Consider the following 23,922-nt stretch of genomic DNA (forward strand, 5'->3'; position numbering starts at 1 on the left):
GGCCTGGGGGCCGCCCACGCGGGTGGGGGCGCCCTCGGACGTCACGGTCGTGGAGCTGGCCTCGACGCACGCCTGAGAGGCTGTGCAGAGGCTGTGAAACCCGGATCAAACAACGCCTCGGCAAGTTCTTTCACATACCGACGGATTGCTCTTCCCCCACGTGAAACACATGTGATTAGGTGAGCCGCGCCACTATGGGGAGTGGCCATTTTTTGTGCTGGGCCAGGGGTAGGGCCTTGGCCGGCCTGGGGAGGGCGCCACCATGCGATCTGTTCGCATGCGCATTCTCGTGACACTGCTGGTACTGGCCGTCGTGGGTATCGGCGGCTGGCAGCTGTTGCCGTCGCAGGATGACAGGAACAAGACCATCACCGTCGGCACGACGGACGCGGTCACGTCACTGGACCCGGCCGGCGCCTACGACGCCGGTTCCTGGGCTCTGTTCAGCAACGTGTTCCAGACGCTGCTGACCTTCGAGCCGGGCGGTGTCGAACCGGTCCCGGACGCGGCGAAGAGCTGCGTCTTCCAGGGCGGCGGGCTCAAGACGTACCAGTGCCGGCTGCGCGACGACATCACCTTCCCGAGCGGGCGCAGGATGACCGCCGAGGACGTGAAGTACTCCTTCGAGCGGGTGAAGAAGATCAACTCGGACGTCGGTCCGGCGTCCCTCTTCTCCACCCTCGGTTCGGTGACCGCCGACGACGCGACGACCGTCACCTTCCACCTGCGCTCGCCGGACGCCACCTTCCCGCTGAAGGTGGCCACCGGCGCCGGCTCCATCGTCGACAAGGAGGCGTACCCGGCCCGTTCGCTGCGCACCGGCATCGGCGTGGACGGCACCGGACCGTACACGCTGACCGCCTACACGGTGAACAAGAAGGCCGACCTCGCGCCGTACACGAGCTACAAGGGCTACCTGAGCGGGACCGGCCGGCCGATCGAGCTGCGCTACTACGCCGACTCACAGAAACTCAGCAGCGCCTGGGCGGCCAAGCAGGTCGACGTCGCCACCCGGACGCTGCCGCCGGACATGCTCTCCGAGCTGAACCCGAGCGATCCCAAGCAGCGCGTGACGGTGTCGGACAGCTCCGAGACCCGCAACCTGTACCTCAACACCCGGGCGGACTCGCCGCTGAAGGACGTGCGCGTGCGCCGGGCCATGGCCTGGCTGGTCGACCGTGAGCAGCTGGCCGTGAAGGTGTACAAGGGCACGGTCGACCCGCTGTACTCGCTGATCCCGACCGGCATCACCGGCCACACCACGTCGTTCTTCGACACCTACCCGACGCAGAACGCCAAGAAGGCGCGGGAGCTGCTGCTCCAGGCCGGGGTGAGCCTGCCGGTGCGCTTCACCTTCGGCTACGGCCGCAACCGGGGCGCCGGCGCGGAGGAGGCCGCGGAGCTGAAGCGGCAGCTGGAGGCGAGCGGCCTGTTCAAGGTGGACGTCAAGGGCTACGAGTGGACCGACTTCCAGAAGCGCTGGACCGCCGGGAAGATGGACGCGTGGGCCGTGGGCTGGGTGGCCGACTACCCCGACGCGGACACCTTCGGCTCCCCGCTCGTCGGGACCGGCTCCACCATGAGCACCGGGTACAGCAGCAAGGCCGTCGACCACCTCATCCAGGACAGCCGGCAGTTCCCCGACCGCGCGCGGGCGGCGAGCGACTTCCGGGACATCCAGGCGGACGTGGCCTCCGACGTGCCGCTGATCCCGCTGTGGCAGCGCAAGGAGTACGTGGTCAGCACCGAGGACGTGGGCGGCGGCCAGTACCTCTCGGACGGCACGGGCGTGTTCCGCCTGTGGAGCCTGCAGTGGATCTGACGCGCCGCGGGTGAGGGCTCAGCCCTCGCCCGCGTCCTTCCGCCCGGCCCCGGCCGCCGGGTCCGGCAGCGCCCTCGTCATGCCCGGCAGGAAGTCCGTGAACAGCTCGTGGACTTCGAGCACCAGGGGGCGCAGCACCCGGAACCGGGCCAGGGCCACCCCGCGCGCGGTCAGCCGCGCCCCCCGGCGCGCCAGCCGGTAGCTGCGCTCGCGGCCCTCGGTCCGGTCGAAGATCCAGTACAGCACGAGGCCCATCTGGGACAGCCACATCAGCTCCGGCAGCACGTCCCGCAGTTCGGGCGCCACCTTGGACTTCGACCCGGCGAGCAGTTCCCGGTGGACGCTGAGGGCCTGCTCCCGCGCGTGCTCGCTCTCCGGGGAGAACGGGCTGAGCGGGCTGTCGGGGTCGGCGGCGTTCTTGAAGAACTGGACCGCGAACTCGTGGTACGGCTCGGCGATCTCCAGCCACGCGGTCAGCACGCCCGCGAGCCGCGCCTCCAGATCGGTCTCCCGGTCCAGGACCTCCCGGACCGCCACCTGGTGCTCGGCGGCGATCCGGTCGTAGAAGCCCTGGATCAGGTGCTCCTTGCCCGCGAAGTAGTAGTAGGCGTTGCCGACGGAGACGCCGGCCTCCTTGGCGATGGCCCGCATGGTCGTCTTGTCGTAGCCGCGCTCCTGGAAGAGCCGCATCGCGGTCTCCAGGATCAGCGCGCGGGTCTGCTCGGACTTCGTCTGGGGGCCGGCCGCTGCGGGGCCTTCGTTCTTCGCGGGCACGACAGGAGCCTAACCAGTGGGGCAGGCGCCGCCGTCACAGGTCGGCGGGTTGTGGGTCCAGCCCCTGTGCCGGTCGTACGACCATCCGTCGGTCCGCCGGTAGGACTTCCCGCCCCACTGCGCGCCCCGCCACTTCGCCGCCGCCAGCAGGGCCCCGCGGGCCAGCCGGGCCCCGGCCGGGGTGCTCAGCCGGTGGGCGAGCGGGCGGTGTTCGCGCAGCGCCCACAGGACGACGATCCAGGCGCGGGAGCCCTGGTAGACCTGTCCGGCGTCGCCGATCACGGTGACCTCGTCGAGGGTGGCCGCCGGGTCGAGCCCCGGGAAGCGCCGGCGGGCCTCGGCCGACCCGGCCGGCACCAGTTCCAGCGGCACGAGCTGCGACTGCCGCACGAGCCAGTCCCGCAGGTGGGTGCAGAGGCCGCACTCGGCGTCGTACAGGACGGTGAGCCCGAGGACCGGGGCGCCGGCGGCGCCCCGGTCCTGCGCGACGGTCACGGCGCTCACGCCCCGGCCGTCGGCGGGAGCCAGCCCTGCGGGCCGACCGGGGGCCGCTGCTCGCGCTCCAGGATCCCGCGGCGCCGGATCTTGTTGAGCACGTACACGTTGCCCAGGTGCATCGCGCCGAGCACCAGCAGCACCACCCCGAGCTTGGCCGACAGGGCCTCGAAGATGCCGCGGGTGTCGTCGATGTCCCCACTGCCGTGCAGGTACAGCGCGACGAAGCCGAGGTTGACGAGATAGAAGCCGACCACCAGCAGGTGGTTGACGGCGTCGGCGAGCTTCTCATCACCGCGCAGTACGTCGGCCAGGAAGATCCGGCCGTTGCGGCTGAGCGTGCGGGCCACCCAGACGGTCAGCGCGATGCTGACGGCCAGGTAGATCACGTAGGCGATGACGGTGCGGTCCATGCCCCACCCCTTCTTGAACGCGTTCAAAACGCTGACAGGGATGACTGTAGACCTGCTTTTGAACATGTTCAACTCAAAGGTGTGGAGGCCCGCGTGACCCGCGTCTCAGCTCCGGCGGCCCAGCGCGGGGCGCTTGCTGTAGTCCGTGAACCCGAGGACGTTGCCCCAGGGATCGGCGATCTCGACCGTCCAGCCGGTGGCCCCGGAGAGCACTTCGTCCAGCGGGGCGATCCCGGCGGCGGCCAGCTCCCGCGCGGCCGCCCGCGCGTCCGGCACCTCCAGCCACAGGCGCGCGGGGGGCCACGGCGGCGGCCGGTGCCCCAGCCCGTCCTCGACCCGCAGCAGGATCCCGGGCGTCTCGCCGCCCACCTTCAGCTGGGCGATCCCGCCCTCGTCGAACCGGAACCCGACGCTGAACCCGGCCCGCTCGTAGAACCCGATGGCCTCCGCGAGGTCCCCGACGGGCAGCAGCACATTGTCGAACCCGAGCAGCTCGTACGACTCTTCGTCTGACATGTCGTCACATTAAGGGGGAAACTCACCCCTATGCGAGGAGCCCCACCGGAACGGGTCCGGTGGGGCTCCTGAAGGCGCTCCGCGAAGCGGCGGCGCGAGGGATCAGTAGCGACGCGTGATCAGCGCGCGCTTCACTTCCTGGATCGCCTTGGTGACCTCGATACCGCGCGGGCAGGCGTCCGTGCAGTTGAAGGTCGTGCGGCAGCGCCACACGCCGTCGCGGTCGTTGAGGATCTCCAGGCGCTGCTCGCCCGCCTCGTCACGGCTGTCGAAGATGAAGCGGTGGGCGTTCACGATCGCGGCCGGACCGAAGTACTGGCCGTCGTTCCAGAACACCGGGCAGGACGACGTGCACGCGGCGCACAGGATGCACTTGGTGGTGTCGTCGAAGCGCTCGCGGTCCTCGGCGGACTGCAGCCGCTCGCGGGTGGGCTCGTTCGTCTCCTTGGTGACCAGGAACGGCATGACGTCCCGGTACGCCTGGAAGAACGGCTCCATGTCCACGATCAGGTCCTTCAGGACCGTCAGGCCCTTGATGGGCTCGACCGTGATCGGCTTCTCGGGGTTGATGTCCTTGATCAGCGTCTTGCAGGCAAGACGGTTCTTGCCGTTGATCCGCATCGCGTCCGAGCCGCAGATGCCGTGCGCGCACGAGCGGCGGAAGGTGAGGGTGCCGTCGACGTCCCACTTGATCTTGTGGAGGCCGTCGAGGACGCGCTCCTTCGGGTCGATCTCCAGCTGGAAGTCTTCCCAGGTCGCCTCGGCGGAGACCTCGGGGTTGAACCGGCGGACCCGGAAGGTGACGGTGATGTAGGGGGAGTCGGCGAAGCCGGGCTCGGGCTGGCCGGCCGCGTCCGCCTTGTCCAGAACTGGGGTAGCCATCAGTACTTACGCTCCATCGGCTGGTAGCGGGTCTGGACGACCGGCTTGTAGTCGAGACGGATGGATTCCGAGCCGTCGGCGCCGACCTCGCGGTACGCCATGGTGTGGCGCATGAAGTTGACGTCGTCGCGGTTCGGGTAGTCCTCGCGGTAGTGACCGCCGCGGGACTCCTTGCGGGCCAGGGCCGACACCGCCATGACCTCCGCCAGATCGAGCAGGTTGCCCAGCTCGATCGCCTCCAGGAGGTCCGTGTTGAACCGCTTGCCCTTGTCCTGGATCGCCACGTTCCGGTAGCGCTCGCGCAGCTCGGCGATCTTCTCGACGGCCGTCTTGATCGTCTGCTCGGTGCGGAAGACCATGACGTTGGCGTCCATGGTCTCCTGCAGCTCACGGCGGATCGTGGCGACCCGCTCGTTGCCGGTGGAGGTGCGCAGCCGCTCGATCTGCTCGACGACGAGCGCCTCCGGGTTCTCCGGCAGCTCGACGAAGTCGGCCTTGTGGGAGTACTCGGCGGCGGCGATGCCCGCACGGCGGCCGAAGACGTTGATGTCCAGCAGCGAGTTGGTGCCGAGGCGGTTGGCGCCGTGCACGGAGACACAGGCGACCTCGCCGGCCGCGTACAGACCCGGGACGACGGTGGTGTTGTCCGCCAGGACCTCACCCTCGACGTTGGTCGGGATGCCGCCCATGGCGTAGTGCGCGGTCGGCTGGATCGGGATCGGGTCCGTGTAGGGCTCGATGCCGAGGTAGGTGCGCGCGAACTCCGTGATGTCCGGGAGCTTGGCGTCGAGCTGCTCCGGCGGGAGGTGCGTGAGGTCCAGGTAGACGTGGTCGCCCTCGGGACCGCAGCCGCGGCCCTCACGGATCTCCGTGTAGATGGAGCGGGAGACGACGTCACGGGACGCGAGGTCCTTCATGACCGGCGCGTACTTCTCCATGAAGCGCTCGCCGTCCTTGTTGCGGAGGATGCCGCCCTCACCGCGGGCGCCCTCCGTCAGCAGGATGCCCATGCGCCAGATGCCGGTCGGGTGGAACTGGAAGAACTCCATGTCCTCCAGCGGCAGCCCGCGGCGGTACACGGCGGCCTGGCCGTCGCCGGTCAGGGTGTGCGCGTTCGACGTCACCTTGAAGAACTTGCCGGTGCCGCCGGAGGCGTAGATCACGGCCTTCGCCTGGAAGATGTGGATCTCGCCGGTGGCCAGCTCGTACGCCACCACGCCGGCCGACTTCTTGACGCCGTCGACCTCGGTGATCAGCTGGTCCAGGACGTAGAACTCGTTGAAGAACTCCACGCCCTCCTTGACGCAGTTCTGGTACAGCGTCTGGAGGATCATGTGGCCGGTGCGGTCCGCGGCGTAGCAGGACCGGCGGACCGGGGCCTCGCCGTGGTTGCGGGAGTGACCGCCGAAGCGGCGCTGGTCGATCGTCCCGTCGGGCGTCCGGTTGAACGGCAGGCCCATCTTCTCCAGGTCGAGGACGGCGTCGATGGCCTCCTTCGCCAGGATCTCGGCGGCGTCCTGGTCGACCAGGTAGTCACCGCCCTTGACCGTGTCGAAGGTGTGCCACTCCCAGTTGTCCTCCTCCACGTTCGCCAGCGCGGCGGCCATGCCGCCCTGCGCTGCGCCCGTGTGGGAGCGGGTGGGGTAGAGCTTGGTCAGCACGGCGGTGCGGCTGCGCTTCGTCGACTCGATGGCGGCGCGCATACCGGCGCCACCGGCGCCGACGATGACGGTGTCGTACTTGTGGATCTTCATGATTCTCGCAGCCCCGTGCCTAGCGGATGTTCGGGTCGAAGGTGAAGATCACCAGCGTGCCCAGCAGGATGGTCCACACCGTGGCGGTGTACAGCAGGGCCTTCAGCCACATGCGGGAGGCAGGCCGCTCGGCGTAGTCGTTGATGACCGTGCGCAGGCCGTTGGCGCCGTGCAGCATCGCCAGCCACAGCATCAGCAGGTCCCAGACCTGCCACCAGGGGGAGGCCCAGCGGCCCGCCACGAAGGCGAAGCCGACCTTGGAGACACCGCCGTCCAGCACCAGCTGGATCAGCAGGTGGCCGATCACGAGGACGACCAGCACGATGCCGGACAGGCGCATGAACAGCCACGCGGCCAGCTCGAAGTTGCCCCGGGTGGACTTGGGGGACTTCTTGGTGCGCTTGCGCGGCGCCTCGATCAGCGGGGCCGGGCGGTCGACCGAGTGGAGGGGCGCGCCCTCGACGGGGCCGACTCCGGACGCGGGGGTTTCAGTCGTGGACATCGGCGTCAGCTCCCAAAGAGGACACGGGCGGCGTGGCCGAGGACCGGGTAGATCGCGCCGGCCATCAGGACGACCCAGACACCCATCACGGTCCAGAACATCTGCTTCTGGTAGCGCGGGCCCTTCGACCAGAAGTCGACGGCGATGACGCGCAGACCGTTGAGCGCGTGGAAGAGGATGGCGGCGACGAGGCCGTACTCCAGCAGCGCGACGATCGGCGTCTTGTACGTGGCTACGACCTTGTCGTAGTCCTCGGGGGAGACACGCACGAGAGCGGTGTCCAGCACATGAACGAACAGGAAGAAGAAGATGAGGACGCCGGTGACTCGGTGAGCCACCCAGGACCACATTCCTTCCCGGCCGCGGTACAGCGTTCCAGCCGGCACGGAAGAACCCTCCGGGAGCGGGGACTAGGGCCGCGCCGGCTTCACTGTCGGTCGGGCCCGGCCGGGTACGGTCCACCGGCCCCCAGCATCGTATCCGTGTGCCGCGGCGCGGCTTACGGGGGGCCTACTTGTGTGATCAAAGTGGCACGCGGTTGGGCTAGCGCTGTCGGCTGCTGGGGTGGCCTGTACCGCTATGTGCCGGGCGTGGACGCGTTCGGGCCGCTCACGCCCCGCGCGGGGCCCGCGGGCGCGCAGACCCCCGCTCCTCTGAGGAAGTCCGTCAGCCGCCCGCGCGCGAGGCGGCGCAGTTCCTCCGCCGCCATGACGCGCTCCTCCTCGGGATCGTTCGTCAATCGTGACCGAATGCCCGCGAGAATGTGATCGAGGCTTTCCTCCGGGGGCACGTCCCCCAGGAAGATGACGAACGTATGCCCGAATTTCGCCTCGTAGGCCGCGTTCGCCGCGCTCAGGGCCATGTGGGCGGCCGAGTAGGTGTCCTCCGGCAGCTCGGGGAGCGCCTCGCCCGCCAGCGCCTCGGCCAGATCGGCCGGCGACAGGTCGTACGCCGCCTCGTCCGCCGCCGCCAGCAGGGAGCCCAGGTCCGGGTAGGGGCGGTGGTCGGCGATGCGGCGGGCCCAGCGCAGGCTGCGCAGGCAGTGCTGGAGCAGAGCGCAGGCCTCGTCCGCATGGGCGGCGTTGAAGGCGTCCAGCGGCTTGGGGAGGTACGGCAGGCGGTGCGCAGGCAGCGTGGGTCCTCGCGTCACATGTGGTGTGGCAGGGGATGTCGTGAAGGGTGTGTCGCCACGTTATCGAGAGTGGTCACTCTGTGTCCGACGGATGCCCGAATTTCACTCGAACGGGAGAGTTTCAGAACGGCTCGATGACGGGTGTCCTGCCGATCGGTCGTACGTTGGCTGAGTGACCCAGCACAGGCGTCGGGCGTCGGCGCAGCAGGTGAGGCGGAAGCGGGCGGTCGTGGCCGCCGCCTTCGCGGGGACCGTCGCGCTCGGCGTGGGCGTCGGCGTGTGGGCCTCGGCGGACGGCGGCGCGAGACCCGGCGCCGACGCGGCGCGGACCTCCCCGGCCCCCGCCGGGGCCACCACCGGTGCGACCGGCCGCGCCGCCGCGCCGAGCAGTCCCACGCCCACCCGGACCTACCCGCTCTCCCAGGCGCCGCGCACCATACCCGCGGTGCGCTCGCACACCGCGGCGCGCGGCCCCGGCTGGCAGCCGCGGCACGGCGAGCGGGTGGTGGTGAGCGACCCGCGGCTGGCCGACGAGGGGCGGCTGATAGCCGGGGAGCTGGGCCTTTCGTACGCCGGTCCGAAGAACGACGTACGCGCCGGCGACCTGCGGCTGGCGCTGGGCGGCGGGGGCGACCAGGAGTCGTACTCCATGACCGTCAAGGGCGGTCGGGTCGACATCAGCGGACCGGGCGACGCGGGCGTCTTCTACGGCACCCGCACCCTCAAGCAGGAGGTCCACGGCGGCGGCACCGCCCCGGAGGGCGTGGTCCGCGACGCCCCCGCGAAGCCGGTGCGCGGCTTCATGCTGGACATCGCGCGCAAGCCGTACTCCGCGTCCTGGATCGAGGACCGGGTGCGCGAGCTGGGTGACCTGAAATTCAACGAACTGGGACTGCACTTCTCCGACGACCAGGCCTTCCGGATCGAGTCGAGCAGCCATCCGGAGATCGTCTCCAAGGACCACCTGACCAAGGCGCAGGTCAAGCGGATCGTCGACCTCGCCGCCACCCGGCACATCACCGTCGTGCCCGAGATCGACTCGCCCGGCCACCTGGGCGCGGTCATCGCCGCCCACCCCGACCTTCAGCTGCGCAATGCCAGAGGGGTCGCGACACGGGGCGCGATCGACATCTCCAAGGCCGGCTCCGCGAAGATCGTCGACGACCTGCTGAACGAGTACGCCGGCGTCTTCCCCGGCGGCAAGTGGCATCTCGGCGGCGACGAGTACCAGGCGCTGACGGTGTCCGACCCACAGGCGTCCTTCCCGCAGCTCGCCGCGGCCGCCCGGCAGAAGTACGGCTCCGGCGCGACCGTCGCCGACCTCGCGGCCGGCTGGCTGAACGACCGCGCCGCCACCGTGCGCGCCCACCACCGCACCATGCGGGCGTGGAACGACGGTTTCTTCCGGAACACCTCCGTGCAGCCGGCCAAGGACCTCCAGGTCGCCTACTGGACCGGCAAGGAGATCGGCGCCCGGCAGCCGCTGGAGTACCTGAGCAGCGGCCGCAAGGTGATCAACTACAACGACGAGTTCCTGTACTACGTCCTCGGGCAGCCGCAGACCTTCGTCTACCCGACCGGGCAGCGCATCTACGAGCAGTGGACCCCCCGGGTGCTGCGCGGCACGACCCCCGTGCCGGCCCGGTACGACCCGCAGATCCTCGGCGGGGTGTTCGCGGTCTGGTCCGACTTCCCCAACGCCCAGACCGAGGCGCAGGTCGCCGCGGGGATCCGGATGCCGCTCAGGGCCACCGTGCAGAAACTGTGGGACCCGGGCGCGCCCGCGCTGACCTGGACGCAGTTCAAGGCGCTGGCGGACCGGCTGGGCTGAGGGCCTGTCGCGAAAGTGGTTCTCCGCCGTGCGACGCCCGGCACGCGCACGACCACGGCTCCGCGCACACCGCGGCGCGGTTCCGGGCCGCCGCGGTCGAGTCGACGGCCGTGGACACCGCCGACCTGGCGGCCGCCGCGCTCGCCCTGCTCCTGGTGCTGCGGCTGACCCGGATGCGGCACCGCAAGGCGCTCGCCCCACCGATCCTTGTCCCGGCTCTTGGCTGAAAACCCTCTGCTGTGACACTCTCTCGCCGTCGCACGCAGTAAGGGGAAGTGCGGGCTCCGTAAAGACGGCGCCCTGGCGAGGGAGGCTTTCATGAGCCTGGTGGAACTGATCGCACAGGCCGACGAGCGCGGGCTGGCCGCGAGCGGGCTGGCCTGTTTGGATCGGTGCGTGCCTTTGCTGGGCGGTGACGACGAGGTGCTGCGCCCGCTGTGGGCGAGTCTCGCCGACGGCTCCACGTGGGCCGTCGGCCTGGAGAAGGCCCGGGGCGCGCTCGGACCGGACGGGGCCGGTGAGGACGAGGCGGCGACGCTCGCCCGCCGCATGCTGGACGCGGCCCCGGCCGAGCGCACCGGCGAGGCGGTCCGGAACTGGGCCGACGCCTGCTCCGTGGCCTCCCTGCACATCCACCGGCTCCTGGACCCCGCTCCCGGCGACACCCCGTCGGCCGAGGCGCTGGAGGCCGGCCGGGCGGGCGGCGCCGAGGACACCTCCCCGCTGGTCGCCGCCGAGCTGCGGCGCCAGGTCGCCGTCCTGGAACTGCTCGCCGAACACGGCACGAACGGCCTGCGCGGCGCCCTGGACGTGTCCGTCGAGGGCCGCCGGGTGCTCCGCGCGGTGGTCTCCCGCCGGGCCCGCGGCCGCGGCTGACCCCGGGGCCGGGCCTCGGCATCGCTCGCGGGCGCGCCCCGGTCCTGCGGGCCGTTCCCCCAAACCTCGTTCGCGGGTGGGCCCTGTGAGCGTCGTGCGGTGGCGGTGCGGTGGTCCTGGAACGGTTGGGGAAACAGCCCGGATCCGGGTGACGGATGGCCGGTCCCGACCGCTCTTTCCTATGTGACAGCGCTGACAGCACACCAGGAGACCAGGCCGCACGCCGCGGCGAAGCCCGTGCGGTGGGCGGCGGACGCGGTGGCCACCATGCGCGAGGGTGCCCGGCTGCGGCTCGACTACTCGGCGCAGAGCCTGTGGCGGGTGGACCGGATGATCGAGGAGATACGGCGCGAGGGTGCGCCCTACGCGGCCGTCGAGAGCGTGCTGCGCGGCTTCGCCGCCTACGCGGGCGAGGTCGTGGTCCGCCAGACCGGCGCCGAGTGGTGGGCGAGCGGCGGCGACCACTGGCTCCGCACGCCCGACGGCCGGCTCTGGGACCCCTTCGAGGAGGCCCGCCGGTGCTACGCCGGCCAGGGCTCGCTGCGCCTGCTGTGCCGGGACGCGTCCGCCTCCGGCTGACACACGTCCGGCCGGGACCCCCTCGCACGAGCGGGCCCCGGCCGGACGGATCGCGGCGCGGCTACGGTGTCAGGGCCGTGCCCAGCGCCGCGGCGGCCGGTGTCCCGAGCGTCATCCTGCTCAGCACCGACGTCTGCGCGTAGCCGAGCCCCGTGCTGTTGCTCGGCAGGTACATCAGGATGCCGTCGCCGCCGTCCTCGCCCGCGACACCCAGCGTCAGATCGGCGCGCCCGTAGCCGGACAGGTCGGTCAGCGACACCGAGGAACCGAACGCGTCGCCGGACTCGGTGGCGCCGGGCACCCCGGAGGTGTCCTCCGAGACGGCGATCGCGCCCGAACCGGTCAGGCCGGTGGCGCCGCCCTTGACCAGCAGCGCGGAGCCCGCGTTCGAGCGGTTCGCGCCGGACCGGGTGATGTCCTCGCCGGGCAGGCCCGCGAGCACGTCGGGATACCCGTCGCCGTCGTAGTCGCCGAGCGAGACGGAGGCGCCGAGCGCGTCGCCGGACTCGTCGGCGCCGGGGACGCCCGAGGTGTCCTGGTGGACGGTGGTCATGCCGGTGGTGGTGAAGCCGGTCGCCGAGCCGCGCACCAGGGTGACCTGGCCGCCCGCCTTGCCACCGGACTCGCTCGTGTACGGCTGCCCGATGACGATGTCGTCGTAGCCGTCGGCGTCCACGTCACCCGCGGCGACCGCCCGGCCGCCCTTCACCGAGATGACGCCCACCTTGGTCAGGCCGGTCGCCGAGCCCGCGAAGCGGACCACACGCCCGATGCCGCCCGCGTCCCGGTAGTTCAGCGCCACGTCGGCGTAGCCGTCGCGGTTGAAGTCGCCGGTCGCCGCGTCCAGGTAGGCGACCGCGCCGGTGGCCGTGGTCAGCGTGCCGGCGGAGGTGGCACCGCCGGTGAGCCGGGCGTTCCAGTTGCCGCCCGTGCCGGTGCCGGCCGCGAACACGTCCGCCCTGCCGTCCCCGTCGAAGTCACCGACCGCGACGGTGGAGCCCAGCTTGGCGCCGGTCGCGGTCACGCTGCCCGAAGTGGTGTAGGAGAAGCCCGTGTTCAGGGCCGGCCCGTACAGGACCGTCACCGCGCCCCGGTCGGCGTGGCCGCTGGTGTCGTCCTCGCCGGGCGCGCCGACCACGAGGTCGGCGTAGCCGTCGCCGTTGACGTCGCCCCAGGCGGTCGCGGCGCCGAAGCCGTCACCGGTCTCGGAGGTGCCGGGCACGCCCGGGCTGCTCTGGGTGAGCGTGACCTTCCGGGAGACGGCCGGACCGGCGGTGCCGCCCGGCACGACCGTCACCGAGTTCGCCTTCGGGGTGCCGGCCACCAGGTCGGGCAGGCCGTCCCGGTCGACGTCCGAGGTGGGCAGGGCGTGCGAGACGCCCGGCGTCTTGGCGAGCGTGGCGATCAGCGCCAGCTTCTTGTAGAGGTTGTCGCCGGGGCAGGCCGTGGCGTTGGTGTCGCGGTGCCCGAAGACCCGGGGCAGGGTGATCTGCTGGCCCTTGTCGATCAGGTTGCCGTCCTGGCCCTTCGGGCTGCCCGAGGCCAGCGTGACCTTGCCGGTCGGGTCGATGCCGTACATCCCGAACTTCCACGCCACGACCCGGGCGATCGAGTCCAGGGCGGCCCGTGACGGCCGCGCGGTCATGTAGTTGCCGATGTAGGAGATGCCGACGGTGTTGGTGTTGAACCCGATGTCGTGCGCGCCCACCACCGGCAGGTCCATACCGCCGCTGCGGCCCTCGAAGATCTGCCCGCAACGGTCGACGACGAAGTTGTAGCCGATGTCGAAGTAACCGCGGGAGAAGTGCTCCTGCTGGATGGTGCGCATCCGGGCCCGCGAGTCGGCGCACGACAGCGTGTTGTCGCTGTCGACACCGGTGTGGTGGATGACGGCCGCCTTGATCTCGGTGCCGTAGCTCGGCGTGCCGTCGTAGTCCGTGGAGGCACCCCACTCGGCCTGGGTGATGATCGGAGGCTTGGCGACCGTGGAGGGAACGGGAGCCGGGACCGTGCTGGACGGGGACGGGGAGGCGGAGTCGGACACCGAGGGGGAGGCGGACCCCGACTCCGGGGCCGACACCGTGTCGGTGGGCTCGGGCGACCCCGGAGGCGCGGAGTCCGTCGGCGCGGGCGTGTCCGACGCCGAGGAGTCGGCAGGACCGGGTGTCGTCGTCTCCGCCACGAACGCGGCCGGCCGCGGGCCACTCGCGGGGTCCGTGCCCGGGTCGAGCAGCTTGACGTCCATGCCGGACGGCTGGCCGCCCGCCTCGGTGCCGTCGGCCTTCACCACGCGGACCTGGACGCCGTCGGAGTCACCGGTCCACAGCGAGGCCGTACCGCCGCGGACGTCCGTCCCGGCCCGCGCGGCCTCCGCGCCGTCGGCCTGGTACGGGTCGTCCGGCAGCTTCTGCCAGCCGGACCACTTGCCGGTCTCCCGGTCCCGGGTGCGCACCTCCGGTGTGCCCTTGGCCTCGGCGTCGGCGTCGTTCCAGGTCAGCAGCAGCGCGCTGAACCGGTCGGTGCCCTTCTGACCGAGGCCCTTTCTGCCCGAGCCCCGGTTCTCCAGCTTCAGCGTGTGGACCGAAGGCGCCCGGCCCTGCCCACCGCCGGACCGCGCCGCCGGGTCCGCCATCGCGTAGGTGACGATGCCGGCTCCGCTCAGCACGACCGCACCGGCCGTCAGCCACGCCCGTCTCTTCAGACTGAGCGGTTTGTACGCACGGGTCCTGCGAGGACTCACTAACCCACCCCTAGACATGAATCACGACAGCACCACGGGTCACGGGTGCCACTTGAACAGCGCGCCGGCCAGACCGGACGTCACTCCGCGGCCCGTCCCGGCGACGCCGGAGCGAGCTCCGCCTGGCAGGTGGCGCGGCCGAACCTGCCATAGGCGGAGGCGGTCTGGACGTGCTTGCCGCGCACGGCGAGCGAGCAACTGGCCCGGCCGCCGTGGCCGCCGAGCGTGATGGACACCAGCGGCGGCCTGCCGAGCGGCACCTCCACGGTCTTCTTCCAGGGCAGCGCGACGGCGCGGTCCACGGTGGCGCTGCCCGCCTCGCTGTGGCCCTGGTAGGCGATGTCGGCGGTGCCCTCGCCGGTCACCTCGTAGGTGACCGCGGCGGTCGGAACCGGCGGCCTGCCCGGTTTCTCCTCCGTGTCGAACGTGTCGAGCACGCCGTACAGCACAAGGCCGCCGCAGGCGGCGACCAGCACCCCGGCGAGGGTCAGAGAACGCCAGTCCCTGCCCGATTCGGTTTCCGTCTTCGGCATGAGCGGGGGTTATAGCGCAAAGGCAAAGGCGAACACCAACCCGCGGAAGAATCGGACGAATCGCTGCCCCAGAAACCCCGACTGCGCCCTGGGCTGATGTCAAGTGCCCTTTTTGCCTTCGTAATTGACAGGGCATCGTGCGGCTGATTAGAAATCCGCCCGCCACACAGGCCGGGCACAGCGGGAACATGGCATTTCCGGCAGGGAAGAAACCCCGGTCGGGTGTCCGGCGTGCCCGAAAAAGAAAGGGCACTGGACGTGAAAGTCCGATATGGGAGATTCATCTCCTGCCTTGTCGTGTCGGCGGTGGCGAGTACCGCGCTGCCGCAGATCGCCTACGCCTCGTCCGGACCGGAATCCGGCTCGGGCGACGACAAGGGCATCGTCGACACCGTCAAGGGATGGTTCAAGGACGACGACCACCAGCTCGCCGCGCCACCGTCGCACGACGAACTGGACGTCGCCGACCGGCAGAAGCTGCCGCGGGGCGTACGCGCCCCGAAGGCCAGGCGGGTCAAGGAGCTGAAGGGCCGGCGCACGTCGACGGCCCGGTACTGGCAGCTCTCGGACGGCCGGGTGGAGGCGGAGCTGTCGGCGGTGCCGACGTCGTACCGCTCGGGGCCCGGCAAGAAGACGACCTGGAAGCCGATCGACACGGCGGTCCACGCGTCGAGCGCCAAGGGCTTCGACTACGGCAACACGACCAACGAGGGCCGGAGCTGGTTCGGCTCGGACGCCGGCCGGCTGGTGCGCTTCCAGTCCCCGGACGGACGGACCGTCACGCTCGGCCTCAAGGGCGCCGGCACGCTGAAGCCCAGGGTCAAGGGATCCACGGTCACCTACAAGGACGCCGTGCGCGGGGCGGACCTGGAGTACGGCGTCGGACCCGGCCGGGTGAAGGAGAACATCACCCTGGCCGAACGCCCCGACGGTCCGCTGAAGTTCACCTTCTCCCTGGACACGGACGGGCTGGTGCCGAAGGCCCGCAAGGACGGGTCGATCGCGCTGTACGGCATGCTGCCGCACACGCCGGTGATGGTGATTCCCGCGCCGTTCATGACGGACGCGAAGAAGGCGGACAAGTCGGTCTTCGGGCGCACCTACAGCACGCGGGTCTCGCAGAAGCTGGTCCGGGACGGCAAGTCCTGGAAGCTGACGGTGACGCCGGATGCGAAGTGGCTGGCGTCGAAGGACCGTCAGTATCCGGTGGTGATCGACCCGACGATCACTATCGCGCCGTCGCCGACGGACTCGCAGGACACGATGGTCCTGTCGGACCAGGCGGCGACGAACTTCAACACCTCGTGGAAGCTGTCGGTGGGCCGTACGGCCACCGGTACGGCCCGTTCCCTGATCAAGTTCCCGCTGAGCGAGATCCCCTCTGGCACGAAGATCGACTCGGCGCGTCTGGAGATGTACTTCGACAACGCGCACGACGGGGGCGGCACGGACGTGCCGGTCGAGGTGCACCGGGCGACGGGTGCCTGGGACGAGTCGACGGCCACGTGGAACAACACCAGTTCGCTGGTGGGTGAGCTGTCCGGGACCAGCGTCCAGGTCGACGACGGCGACGCGGGCACGACCGCGGCCACCGGCAGCTGGCCGGTGTCGACGTCCTCCCTCGCGCAGTACGCGATCGGCGGCGCCTACCGGTACAACAAGGACGCGGTGGCCGGTGACAAGTACACCTGGCAGCCGAAGCTCCCGGAGACGGCGTCGTACAAGGTGGACGTGCACTACGTCGCGGCCACCGACCGTGCCACGAACGCGCCGTACACGGTGACCGGCAAGGACGGCACCACCACGTACACGGTGAACCAGCAGTCGGGCACCAACGGGGTGTGGTCGTCCCTGAACGGCGGCTCGCAGATCAACTTCTCGGCGGGTACGACGGGCAAGGTCGTCCTCGGCGACGGCCCCGCCTCGGCGTCGACCGCGGTGATCGCGGACGCGGTGCGCTGGGTGAACCCGGCGTCGATCGTGAAGAACAAGGGCGAGTACAGCCAGTGGCACAAGTTCCCGGTGACCGACACGGTGCAGCAGTGGCTGGACGGCTCCTCGGTCAACAACGGGTTCGTGCTGAAGACCACCGACGAGGCGGCCGGCCCGGTCGGCGGCCCGCGCTACGAGTCCGGTGACGGCGACTACGGCGGCGAGACCTCCACGATCCCGCGGCTTACGGTGACGTACGGCAAGGTCGGTACGACGCTGGACTCGCCGACGGTGATCCACTCGACCGGCCCGGAGCTGAGCTGGAAGGCGTACTCGAACACCACCGGCGACCCGAACCTCGACATCGCCGAGTACCAGCTGCACCGCTCCACGCAGCAGACGTTCACGCCGTCCGCGGCGACCCTGGTGGCGCCGATCGACAAGTCGGCGACCGCCTACACGGACACCACCGCGACCCCGACACCGGATTCGTCGTCGGTGGAGATCGGCCGGTCGTACTACTACCAGCTGGTGGTGAAGACGAAGGACGGCCAGCTGCTGGGCTCCCCGACCCGCATCGTGGGTGTGCCGAAGGCGGGCCGGACGATGCGGCTGCTGCAGGGCACGTCCGGGGTGACGGACACGACGCTGTCGTCCACGTCGCCGACCACCAACCTGGACACCGTCTCCCGGGACACCGTCGGGCAGAAGTGGCTGGAGGTCGGCAACAACGACCCCACCTACGGCAAGACGCGTGCCGCGCTGAAGTTCGACACCAGCGCGATACCGACCACGGCCACGGTGCTGGAGTCCCGCCTGTTCATGTGGGGCGCGGAGACCACCACCGGCACCAACGGCGCCATCTACGAACTCCACGGCCTGAACAAGGACTTCAACGAGACACAGGCCACCTGGAACAACGCGGCGACGGGTACGGCGTGGACGACGGCGGGCGGCGACTACTCCTCGACCGTCTCCGACACCGTCGGCACGGTCTCGGACGTCGGCCGCCACTGGTGGGACGCGACCTCCCTGACCCAGGGCTGGACCAAGACCCCGTCGACCAACCACGGCGCGCTGGTCAAGCTCAAGGACGAGACGACCACGGGCCCACAGGAACGCACCGTGTTCCTGGCCTCGGAGGCCGCCGACCCGCAGATCGGCCCGCTGCTGCGGGTGATCTACGTCGACTCCACCACGGACGACACGTACTACGCCCCGCAGACGCCCGCCCGTATGACCCCGAACTCGACGTACACGGTGGACTTCACGGTCACCAACACCACGTCGAGCGCGTGGGCGAGCGGTGAGCGGGTGCTGTCGTACACCTGGCAGCTCCCCGACGGCACGGACGCGACGACGGGCGGCAACCAGCTGTCCACGGCGATCCCGCCGCTGTCCCCGGGCCAGTCGACGACGATCCAGGCGCAGGTCAAGACGCCGATCAACTCGGACTCGGGCAGCAAGCGCACCAAGTACGTACTCGGCTGGGACGTCAAGAAGGTCTCCGACGGCAGCTGGCTGTCGGCCGGCACCGGCGGCATACCGACGCTGAAGCAGAACGTGGCGGTGGAGGATCCCACCTCCAACGCGCTGGGCCTGGAGAAGTTCTACAGCTACACGGGCAAGAACACGGGCGCCGGCTCGACGGTGATGAACAACCTCGCCTCCGGCAACACCGTATGGTCGTACAACGCGCTCAGCAACCCGGGGCGTGGTCTGACGACGTTCGCGCGGTTCGCGTACAACTCGCTGGACACGGACAACACGACAGGTGGCGCGGGCGCGGGCTGGTCGGCCCAGGTCGGCGGCCCCATCCGGCTCGGCGCGGCACTGGACTTCCATCCCAACCCGGTTCAGAACGCGACGGAGATCCGCCTCCCCGACGGTGACGGCACCACCCACGTCTTCACCAAGCAGGCCGACGGCAGCTGGAAGGCCCCCGCGGGCGTCCACTACCGCATCACCATGAAGGCGGGCCTGGACTGCACCCCGGACAAGGACCCGGTCCCGGACGCCTGGACCCTGCTCCGCCCGGACGGCACCCGCTTCCTCTTCGGCTGCGACGGCTACCTGACGTCCGTCGTCGACAAGAACGGCAACACACAGACCTACACCTACGAGCAGCACAAGACCCAGGGCAAGGCGGCGAAGTTCCTCGCCTACATCACCGACCCGGCGGGCCGGCAGTCCCTGACGCTCGACTACTACAAGAAGGGCGACGCGTCGTACGACTACATCGACGGCACGGGCGCCAAGGTCTCCGGCACCAGCCTGACCGACCCGGACATCTACGACCACGTGAAGTCCATGACGGACATCTCGGGCCGAAAGGTCTCCTTCTACTACACGGTGCAGGGCCTGCTCGGCCGGTTCACCGACGGTGACGGCTCGTCCCAGCCGAAGATCTTCAAGTTCACCTACGACGCCACCCAGGGCAACAAGAACGTCAAGCTGGTGACGGCCACGGACCCGCGCGGCCACGACACCAAGCTGGCGTACTACGCGCCGCAGAACGGCGACGACCCGAAGTACCACTGGTGGACGAAGACGATCACGGACCGTCTGAACGGTGACACCGGCTTCGCCTACGCGGCCGACACCACGAACACCAAGTTCACGGACACCACGGTCACGGACCCCGAGACACACGCCACGAAGTACGTGACGGACGACTACGGCCGCCCGGTCCAGACGACCAACGCCAAGTCCCAGACCACGAAGATGAGCTGGGACGCCGACAACAACGTCACCTACTTGGAGGAGGACAACGGCGCCAAGACCGCGTACTGCTACGACCAGAAGACGGGCTACCCGCTCTGGCAGCGCGACGCGGAGAACAACAAGTCGGGCGTGCCGGACCAGACGGCCACCTGCGTCACGGACTCCACCAAGTGGCCCGCGAACGTAGCGAAGTACGAGTACCAGACGCGCGCGGACGGCTTCTCGGCGGACCTGTTCCGCAAGACGTCGCCCGAGGGGCGGGCCTGGCAGTTCGGGTACGACTCGTTCGGCAACCTGAAGACGGTCACGGACCCCAAGGGCGTCGCGACCACGTCGGTCCCGGACGACTACACCACGAAGTACGAGTACGACGCCTACGGTGAACTGACCAAGGCGACGGACGCCAACGGGAACCCGACGACGTACAGCGGCTTCGGGCCTACCGGGTACCCGAACACCATCACCGACGCGAAGTCGAACGCGACGACGTTCGTCTACGACGAGCGCGGCCAGGTCACCCAGGTCACCGACGCCGACAGCAAGGTGACCACGCAGACGTACGACACGTTCGGGCGTCCGCTGGTCAACACCGCGCCCAAGGACACGGGCGTCGTGATCACCACACCGGCGCCGGTGTACGACGAGAACGACAACGTCACGAAGTCGACGGCGCCGAACGGTGCCGTGTCGACGGCGGTGTACGACAACGCGGACGAGATGTTCTCGGCGACGGCGCCGGCGAACAACCTGACCGACCCGCGCACCACGACGTACACCTACGACAAGGCCGGCAACCTGAAGACGACGACCGAGCCCAAGGGCACGGCGACGACGACGGACGCCACCGACTACGTCACGACGAACCACTACGACGAGATCTACCAGCTCACGTCCGTGGTCAACGCGAACGCCGACAAGGTCAGTTACGAGTACGACGACGTCGGCAACGTCACCAAGGTCATCGACCCGAAGAAGAACGCGACGGCCGACACGACCGACTACACGACCAAGATCGACTACGACCTGGACCACCGGGCCACGGTCACCACGGACGCGGCCGGCAAGACCACCAGGAAGGGCTACGACAAGGACGGCCTGGTCACCTCGGCCACGGACGCCGAGAACAACACCACCACGGTCACCTACGACGAGCGCGGCAAGCAGACCGAGGTCAAGGTTCCGCACGACGGCACGTCGACCATCACGTACCGCACGACGAAGTACGAGTACGACCAGGTCGGCAACACCACCAAGGTGCTCACGCCGCGGGCGATGGCGGCGGGTTCCACCGACGCCTTCACGGCCCGCACGTCGTACGACGAGCTGAACCGCCCGGTCAAGCAGTACCAGCCCTATGATCCGGCGGACTCCCGCTACAACGACCCGAACGTCTACGCGGAGACGACGTACGACAAGGTGGGCCGGGTCGCCAAGACCTCCCTGCCGCCGTCGGACGGCGAGACGGTCCGCAACGACACCACCTACAGCTACTTCGACAACGGCTGGGTGAGGTCGTCCACGGACCCGTGGGACATCGCCACGTCCTACGAGTACAACGACCTGGGTCAGCAGACCAAGCGGACCCTGACCTCGGCGGGCGGCTCCTCGAACCGCACGATGACGTGGTCGTACTACCCCGACGGCTCGCTGAAGTCCCGTGCGGACGACGGCGCCCCGGCGGGCAAGTCGGTCGTCCTGGCGGACAACTCCGACACCCAGAACACCTCGAAGACCGGCACCTGGACCAAGGGAGACGTCACCGGCCAGCAGGGCTACAACCACGAGACCCACGCGGCCGGCACCGGCACGGACGCCTACACGTGGACGCTCAACATCCCCAAGGACGGCACGTACGCCGCGTACGTGAAGTTCCCGAAGGTGACGGGCGCCGCGACGACGGCCAAGTACACGGTGACGTACGACGGCGGGACGGCCGACAAGACGATCGACCAGAACGCCACCGCCAATCAGGGCAGCTGGGTCTCACTGGGCTCCTTCGCCTTCAAGCAGGGCAACGCGGCGAAGCTGCAGCTGTTCCAGAACAGCGGCGGCACGGTCGTGGCGGACGCGGTCAAGCTCGTCCGTGACACCAGCGGCGACCCGGCGGACACGGAGAAGGACGACTTCGCCTACTCCTACGACCTCAACGGCAACCTGACCCGGATCGACGACACCTCGTCCACGGCGAAGATCGACTCGTACGCGATCACCTACACGGGCCTCAACCAGGTCCAGAAGGTGAGCGAGTCGCTGGCCGGCGTGGAGAAGAAGGCCACGTCGTACACCTACGACGCGAACGGCCTGTCGGACACGATCACGCACCCGGACCAGTTCTCCAAGTACACGTACGACCTGCGTGACCTGGTGAAGACGGTCTCGGTCGGCAAGTCCGCCACGGACGCGTCGCCGAAGGTGACGTCGTACACGTACACCGACCGCGGCCTGAAGCTCCAGGAGACGAAGGGCAACGGCAACACCGTCGACTACGCCTACTACCTGGACGCGGCCCTCAAGTCGACGACGGAGAAGAAGTCCAACGGCGCTCTCGTCTCATCGCACACCTACGCCTACGACCCGAACGGCAACAAGTCGCAGGATCTGGCGAAGAAGATGAACGCCGACGACCACTCGGCGTACCTGTCGTCGACGACGGACTACACCTACGACCCGGCCGACCGGCTGAAGCAGGCTGTGAAGACCGGCAACGGCGCCGAGACGGAGACATACGTCCACGACGACAACGCCAACGTCATCAGCCAGACGGTCGGGGGGAAGACCACCACCTACAACTACGACCGCAACCGACTGCTCACCGCGACGGTCTCCGGCACCACGGCGAGCTACAACTACGACCCGTTCGGCCGGACGGAGTCCGTCACCTCGGGCGGCCAGGTCATCGAGCGGAGCGTGTACGACGGTTTCGATCACGTCGTGGAGTCCCAGAAGATGGACTCGACGGGTGCGATGAAGTCGACGACGTACGCCTTCGACCCGCTCGATCGCACCGTGTCGAAGACCGCGGACGGAAAGACGACGAACTTCGAGTACCTGGGCCTGTCGAACGAGGTCCTGGACGAGAAGGTCGCCGGCACGCTGACCAAGTCCTACCAGTACAGCCCGTGGGGCGAACGCCTGTCGCAGGTCAAGCACAACGCCGACGGTACGACCGAGGACGGCTACTACGGCTACAACGGTCACTCCGACGTCGAGACGCTGACCGATGACAGCGGCGACACGAAGTCGACGTACGGCTACACGGCCTACGGCTCCGACGACACGTCGGAGTTCACCGGTATGGACAAGCCCGATGCCGTGGACCCGACCAAGGAGGCCTACAACCCCTACCGGTTCAATGCCAAGCGCTGGGATGCCGGTTCCGGCACCTACGACATGGGCTTCCGCAACTACAGCCCAGGCCTGAACCGCTTCACCACCCGGGACACGTACAACGGGGCGCTGGCCGACATGCATCTCGGCGTCGACCCCTACACCAGCAATCGGTACGCGTTCGGCGGCGGCAACCCGACGAGCGTCGTCGAGCTCGATGGGCACATGCCCGTCGACGACGGCGGCGGCACCTGTACTTCCTGTGGCCGCACGGCTTCGCAGCTCTACAACCCGAGCGACCTGTGCGGCGCGTGCCACTGGGATCAGTACAACAGTGGGCACGACACGGCGATCATGTTCGTCGCGATGTACCTGGCCGAGTTCCAGCCGATGGGCGGCGGCGAGGTGAGCATGGACCTGAGCGCCTCCGGCGGCCCCAGGGACGGTCGCAACACCATCGCCGGAGGTTCGGCCGACAACCCGGGCCAGGAAGTCGGTTATGCCGACCTCCTGTATTGGACCGATGACGCGGTCTACGTCTGGGACGCCAAGCATGCCGGTGCGGGTGCAGAGCGGGATGGAAAGAAGGACGTCGAGAACAAGGTCAAGTATTTGCAGGAACAGCTCAAGGCGTCCGGCGACAAGCGCGTAGCGAAGGTCGGATTCGACTTCCCGCCGGGAGTGGTTCCGAACTACACGAAGCCGAATGAAATGGTCAAAATCTGGCCGTCGCAGATCTCTCCCGGCGTCATTGCCTACGAGACGGACGCAGACGAACGCAAGCGCACCGGGAACGAGAGCGAGGGGCATTCCTTCCTCGACATCCTGGGAGGTGTGGGCCTGGGCCTCTCGGCCACCGCGCTCGCGACCGGAACGGTGGTCGAGGACGTGGGCACCGGAGGTCTCGGCATTGCGGACGACGTGCCGAGTTTTGCGGCAGCAGGAGCCATGTTCAAGGAGGCGTACGCCTTGATCGCTTGATCACGGCCGGCCGTGCCGGGTCCTCCCGGCCGGCCGGCCACCCCGAGGAGTGGGCGGAGGGCCGCACGGAGAAAGGAGTTCCATGCGGTGCATGGGTGCCGTGCGGCCC

16 protein-coding genes are annotated in these 23,922 nt (G+C 69.4%); 5 read left to right on the forward strand and 11 right to left on the reverse strand.

Translation table 11 applies throughout. The features are described from left to right. Positions 1-277 precede the first annotated feature (277 nt). On the forward strand, positions 278-1,822 hold the full coding sequence (locus V7E45_RS24135) for an ABC transporter substrate-binding protein (RefSeq protein WP_333776287.1): 1,545 nt from the start codon (positions 278-280) through the stop codon (positions 1,820-1,822). 18 nt (positions 1,823-1,840) lie between these two features. Here V7E45_RS24135 and V7E45_RS24140 read toward each other — a convergent pair whose 3' ends face one another. From V7E45_RS24140 to V7E45_RS24180, 9 genes are all read right to left on the reverse strand, one after another. Next, positions 1,841-2,596 carry a TetR/AcrR family transcriptional regulator gene (locus tag V7E45_RS24140; RefSeq protein WP_333776288.1) on the reverse strand — a complete coding sequence of 252 codons (756 nt, stop codon included), beginning with the start codon at positions 2,594-2,596 and terminating at the stop codon, positions 1,841-1,843. Positions 2,597-2,605: 9 nt separating this feature from the next. Then, complete coding sequence (locus V7E45_RS24145; protein WP_333776289.1) at positions 2,606-3,100, reverse strand: thiol-disulfide oxidoreductase DCC family protein; 495 nt, start codon at positions 3,098-3,100, stop codon at positions 2,606-2,608. After that, a complete protein-coding gene (locus V7E45_RS24150; RefSeq protein WP_133919939.1) occupies positions 3,097-3,504 on the reverse strand; it encodes a hypothetical protein in 408 nt (135 codons plus the stop codon). Before V7E45_RS24150 ends, V7E45_RS24145 begins: the two co-directional genes overlap by 4 nt. 105 nt (positions 3,505-3,609) lie before the next feature. Further along, complete coding sequence (locus V7E45_RS24155; protein ID WP_333776290.1) at positions 3,610-4,020, reverse strand: VOC family protein; 411 nt, start codon at positions 4,018-4,020, stop codon at positions 3,610-3,612. Between the two features lie 102 nt (positions 4,021-4,122). After that, the gene (locus tag V7E45_RS24160; protein ID WP_333776291.1) at positions 4,123-4,902 is read right to left on the reverse strand and encodes a succinate dehydrogenase iron-sulfur subunit; all 780 of its coding nucleotides are present in this window, start codon (positions 4,900-4,902) and stop codon (positions 4,123-4,125) included. Continuing rightward, positions 4,902-6,656, reverse strand: a complete 1,755-nt coding sequence (gene sdhA / locus V7E45_RS24165) for a succinate dehydrogenase flavoprotein subunit (RefSeq protein WP_333776292.1) — start codon at positions 6,654-6,656, stop codon at positions 4,902-4,904. The genes V7E45_RS24160 and sdhA overlap by 1 nt, the downstream gene beginning before the upstream one ends. A 19-nt stretch (positions 6,657-6,675) precedes the next feature. Beyond that, positions 6,676-7,158, reverse strand: a complete 483-nt coding sequence (locus V7E45_RS24170; RefSeq protein WP_333776293.1) for a succinate dehydrogenase hydrophobic membrane anchor subunit — start codon at positions 7,156-7,158, stop codon at positions 6,676-6,678. A gap of 5 nt (positions 7,159-7,163) precedes the next feature. Continuing rightward, positions 7,164-7,544 (reverse strand): succinate dehydrogenase, cytochrome b556 subunit, encoded by a 381-nt coding sequence (gene sdhC / locus V7E45_RS24175; RefSeq protein ID WP_076087831.1) that lies wholly within the window; start codon positions 7,542-7,544, stop codon positions 7,164-7,166. Positions 7,545-7,735: 191 nt separating this feature from the next. Continuing rightward, positions 7,736-8,308, reverse strand: a complete 573-nt coding sequence (locus V7E45_RS24180; RefSeq protein WP_333776294.1) for a 2-oxo-4-hydroxy-4-carboxy-5-ureidoimidazoline decarboxylase — start codon at positions 8,306-8,308, stop codon at positions 7,736-7,738. 154 nt (positions 8,309-8,462) lie between these two features. On the opposite strand from V7E45_RS24180, the gene V7E45_RS24185 reads away from it, so the two are divergent. The 3 genes from V7E45_RS24185 to V7E45_RS24195 all read left to right on the forward strand — a co-directional run bounded on the left by V7E45_RS24185 (position 8,463) and on the right by V7E45_RS24195 (position 11,576). Further along, complete coding sequence (locus V7E45_RS24185; RefSeq protein WP_333776295.1) at positions 8,463-10,121, forward strand: beta-N-acetylhexosaminidase; 1,659 nt, start codon at positions 8,463-8,465, stop codon at positions 10,119-10,121. Positions 10,122-10,439: 318 nt separating this feature from the next. Continuing rightward, positions 10,440-10,997 carry a hypothetical protein gene (locus tag V7E45_RS24190; protein ID WP_333776296.1) on the forward strand — a complete coding sequence of 186 codons (558 nt, stop codon included), beginning with the start codon at positions 10,440-10,442 and terminating at the stop codon, positions 10,995-10,997. A 192-nt stretch (positions 10,998-11,189) separates the two neighbouring features. Beyond that, the gene (locus V7E45_RS24195; protein ID WP_333776299.1) at positions 11,190-11,576 is read left to right on the forward strand and encodes a hypothetical protein; all 387 of its coding nucleotides are present in this window, start codon (positions 11,190-11,192) and stop codon (positions 11,574-11,576) included. A gap of 61 nt (positions 11,577-11,637) precedes the next feature. Here V7E45_RS24195 and V7E45_RS24200 read toward each other — a convergent pair whose 3' ends face one another. Together V7E45_RS24200 and V7E45_RS24205 are read right to left on the reverse strand one after the other, a co-directional pair. Beyond that, the gene (locus tag V7E45_RS24200; RefSeq protein WP_333776297.1) at positions 11,638-14,241 is read right to left on the reverse strand and encodes an FG-GAP-like repeat-containing protein; all 2,604 of its coding nucleotides are present in this window, start codon (positions 14,239-14,241) and stop codon (positions 11,638-11,640) included. Between the two features lie 155 nt (positions 14,242-14,396). Next, on the reverse strand, positions 14,397-14,849 hold the full coding sequence (locus V7E45_RS24205) for a hypothetical protein (RefSeq protein WP_333776298.1): 453 nt from the start codon (positions 14,847-14,849) through the stop codon (positions 14,397-14,399). A 1,263-nt stretch (positions 14,850-16,112) separates the two neighbouring features. Between V7E45_RS24205 and V7E45_RS24210 the strand changes: the two genes are divergently transcribed. Beyond that, positions 16,113-23,813: a golvesin C-terminal-like domain-containing protein gene (locus V7E45_RS24210; RefSeq protein ID WP_333776300.1), complete on the forward strand. Its 7,701-nt coding sequence runs from the start codon at positions 16,113-16,115 to the stop codon at positions 23,811-23,813. Positions 23,814-23,922 lie beyond the last annotated feature (109 nt).

This window comes from Streptomyces sp. IBSBF 3136 (assembly GCF_036815105.1).
Lineage (GTDB): Bacteria > Actinomycetota > Actinomycetes > Streptomycetales > Streptomycetaceae > Streptomyces.

What these genes read in the sequence shown, in the direction of transcription:
- V7E45_RS24155 (WP_333776290.1), bottom strand. Translation starts at nt 4,020, where the DNA reads ATGTCAGACGAAGAGTCGTACGAGCTGCTCGGGTTCGACAATGTGCTG.
- V7E45_RS24135 (WP_333776287.1), top strand. Translation starts at nt 278, where the DNA reads ATGCGCATTCTCGTGACACTGCTGGTACTGGCCGTCGTGGGTATCGGC.
- sdhA (WP_333776292.1), bottom strand. Translation starts at nt 6,656, where the DNA reads ATGAAGATCCACAAGTACGACACCGTCATCGTCGGCGCCGGTGGCGCC.
- V7E45_RS24170 (WP_333776293.1), bottom strand. Translation starts at nt 7,158, where the DNA reads ATGTCCACGACTGAAACCCCCGCGTCCGGAGTCGGCCCCGTCGAGGGC.
- V7E45_RS24210 (WP_333776300.1), top strand. Translation starts at nt 16,113, where the DNA reads ATGGTCCTGTCGGACCAGGCGGCGACGAACTTCAACACCTCGTGGAAG.
- V7E45_RS24190 (WP_333776296.1), top strand. Translation starts at nt 10,440, where the DNA reads ATGAGCCTGGTGGAACTGATCGCACAGGCCGACGAGCGCGGGCTGGCC.
- V7E45_RS24205 (WP_333776298.1), bottom strand. Translation starts at nt 14,849, where the DNA reads ATGCCGAAGACGGAAACCGAATCGGGCAGGGACTGGCGTTCTCTGACC.
- V7E45_RS24150 (WP_133919939.1), bottom strand. Translation starts at nt 3,504, where the DNA reads ATGGACCGCACCGTCATCGCCTACGTGATCTACCTGGCCGTCAGCATC.
- V7E45_RS24160 (WP_333776291.1), bottom strand. Translation starts at nt 4,902, where the DNA reads ATGGCTACCCCAGTTCTGGACAAGGCGGACGCGGCCGGCCAGCCCGAG.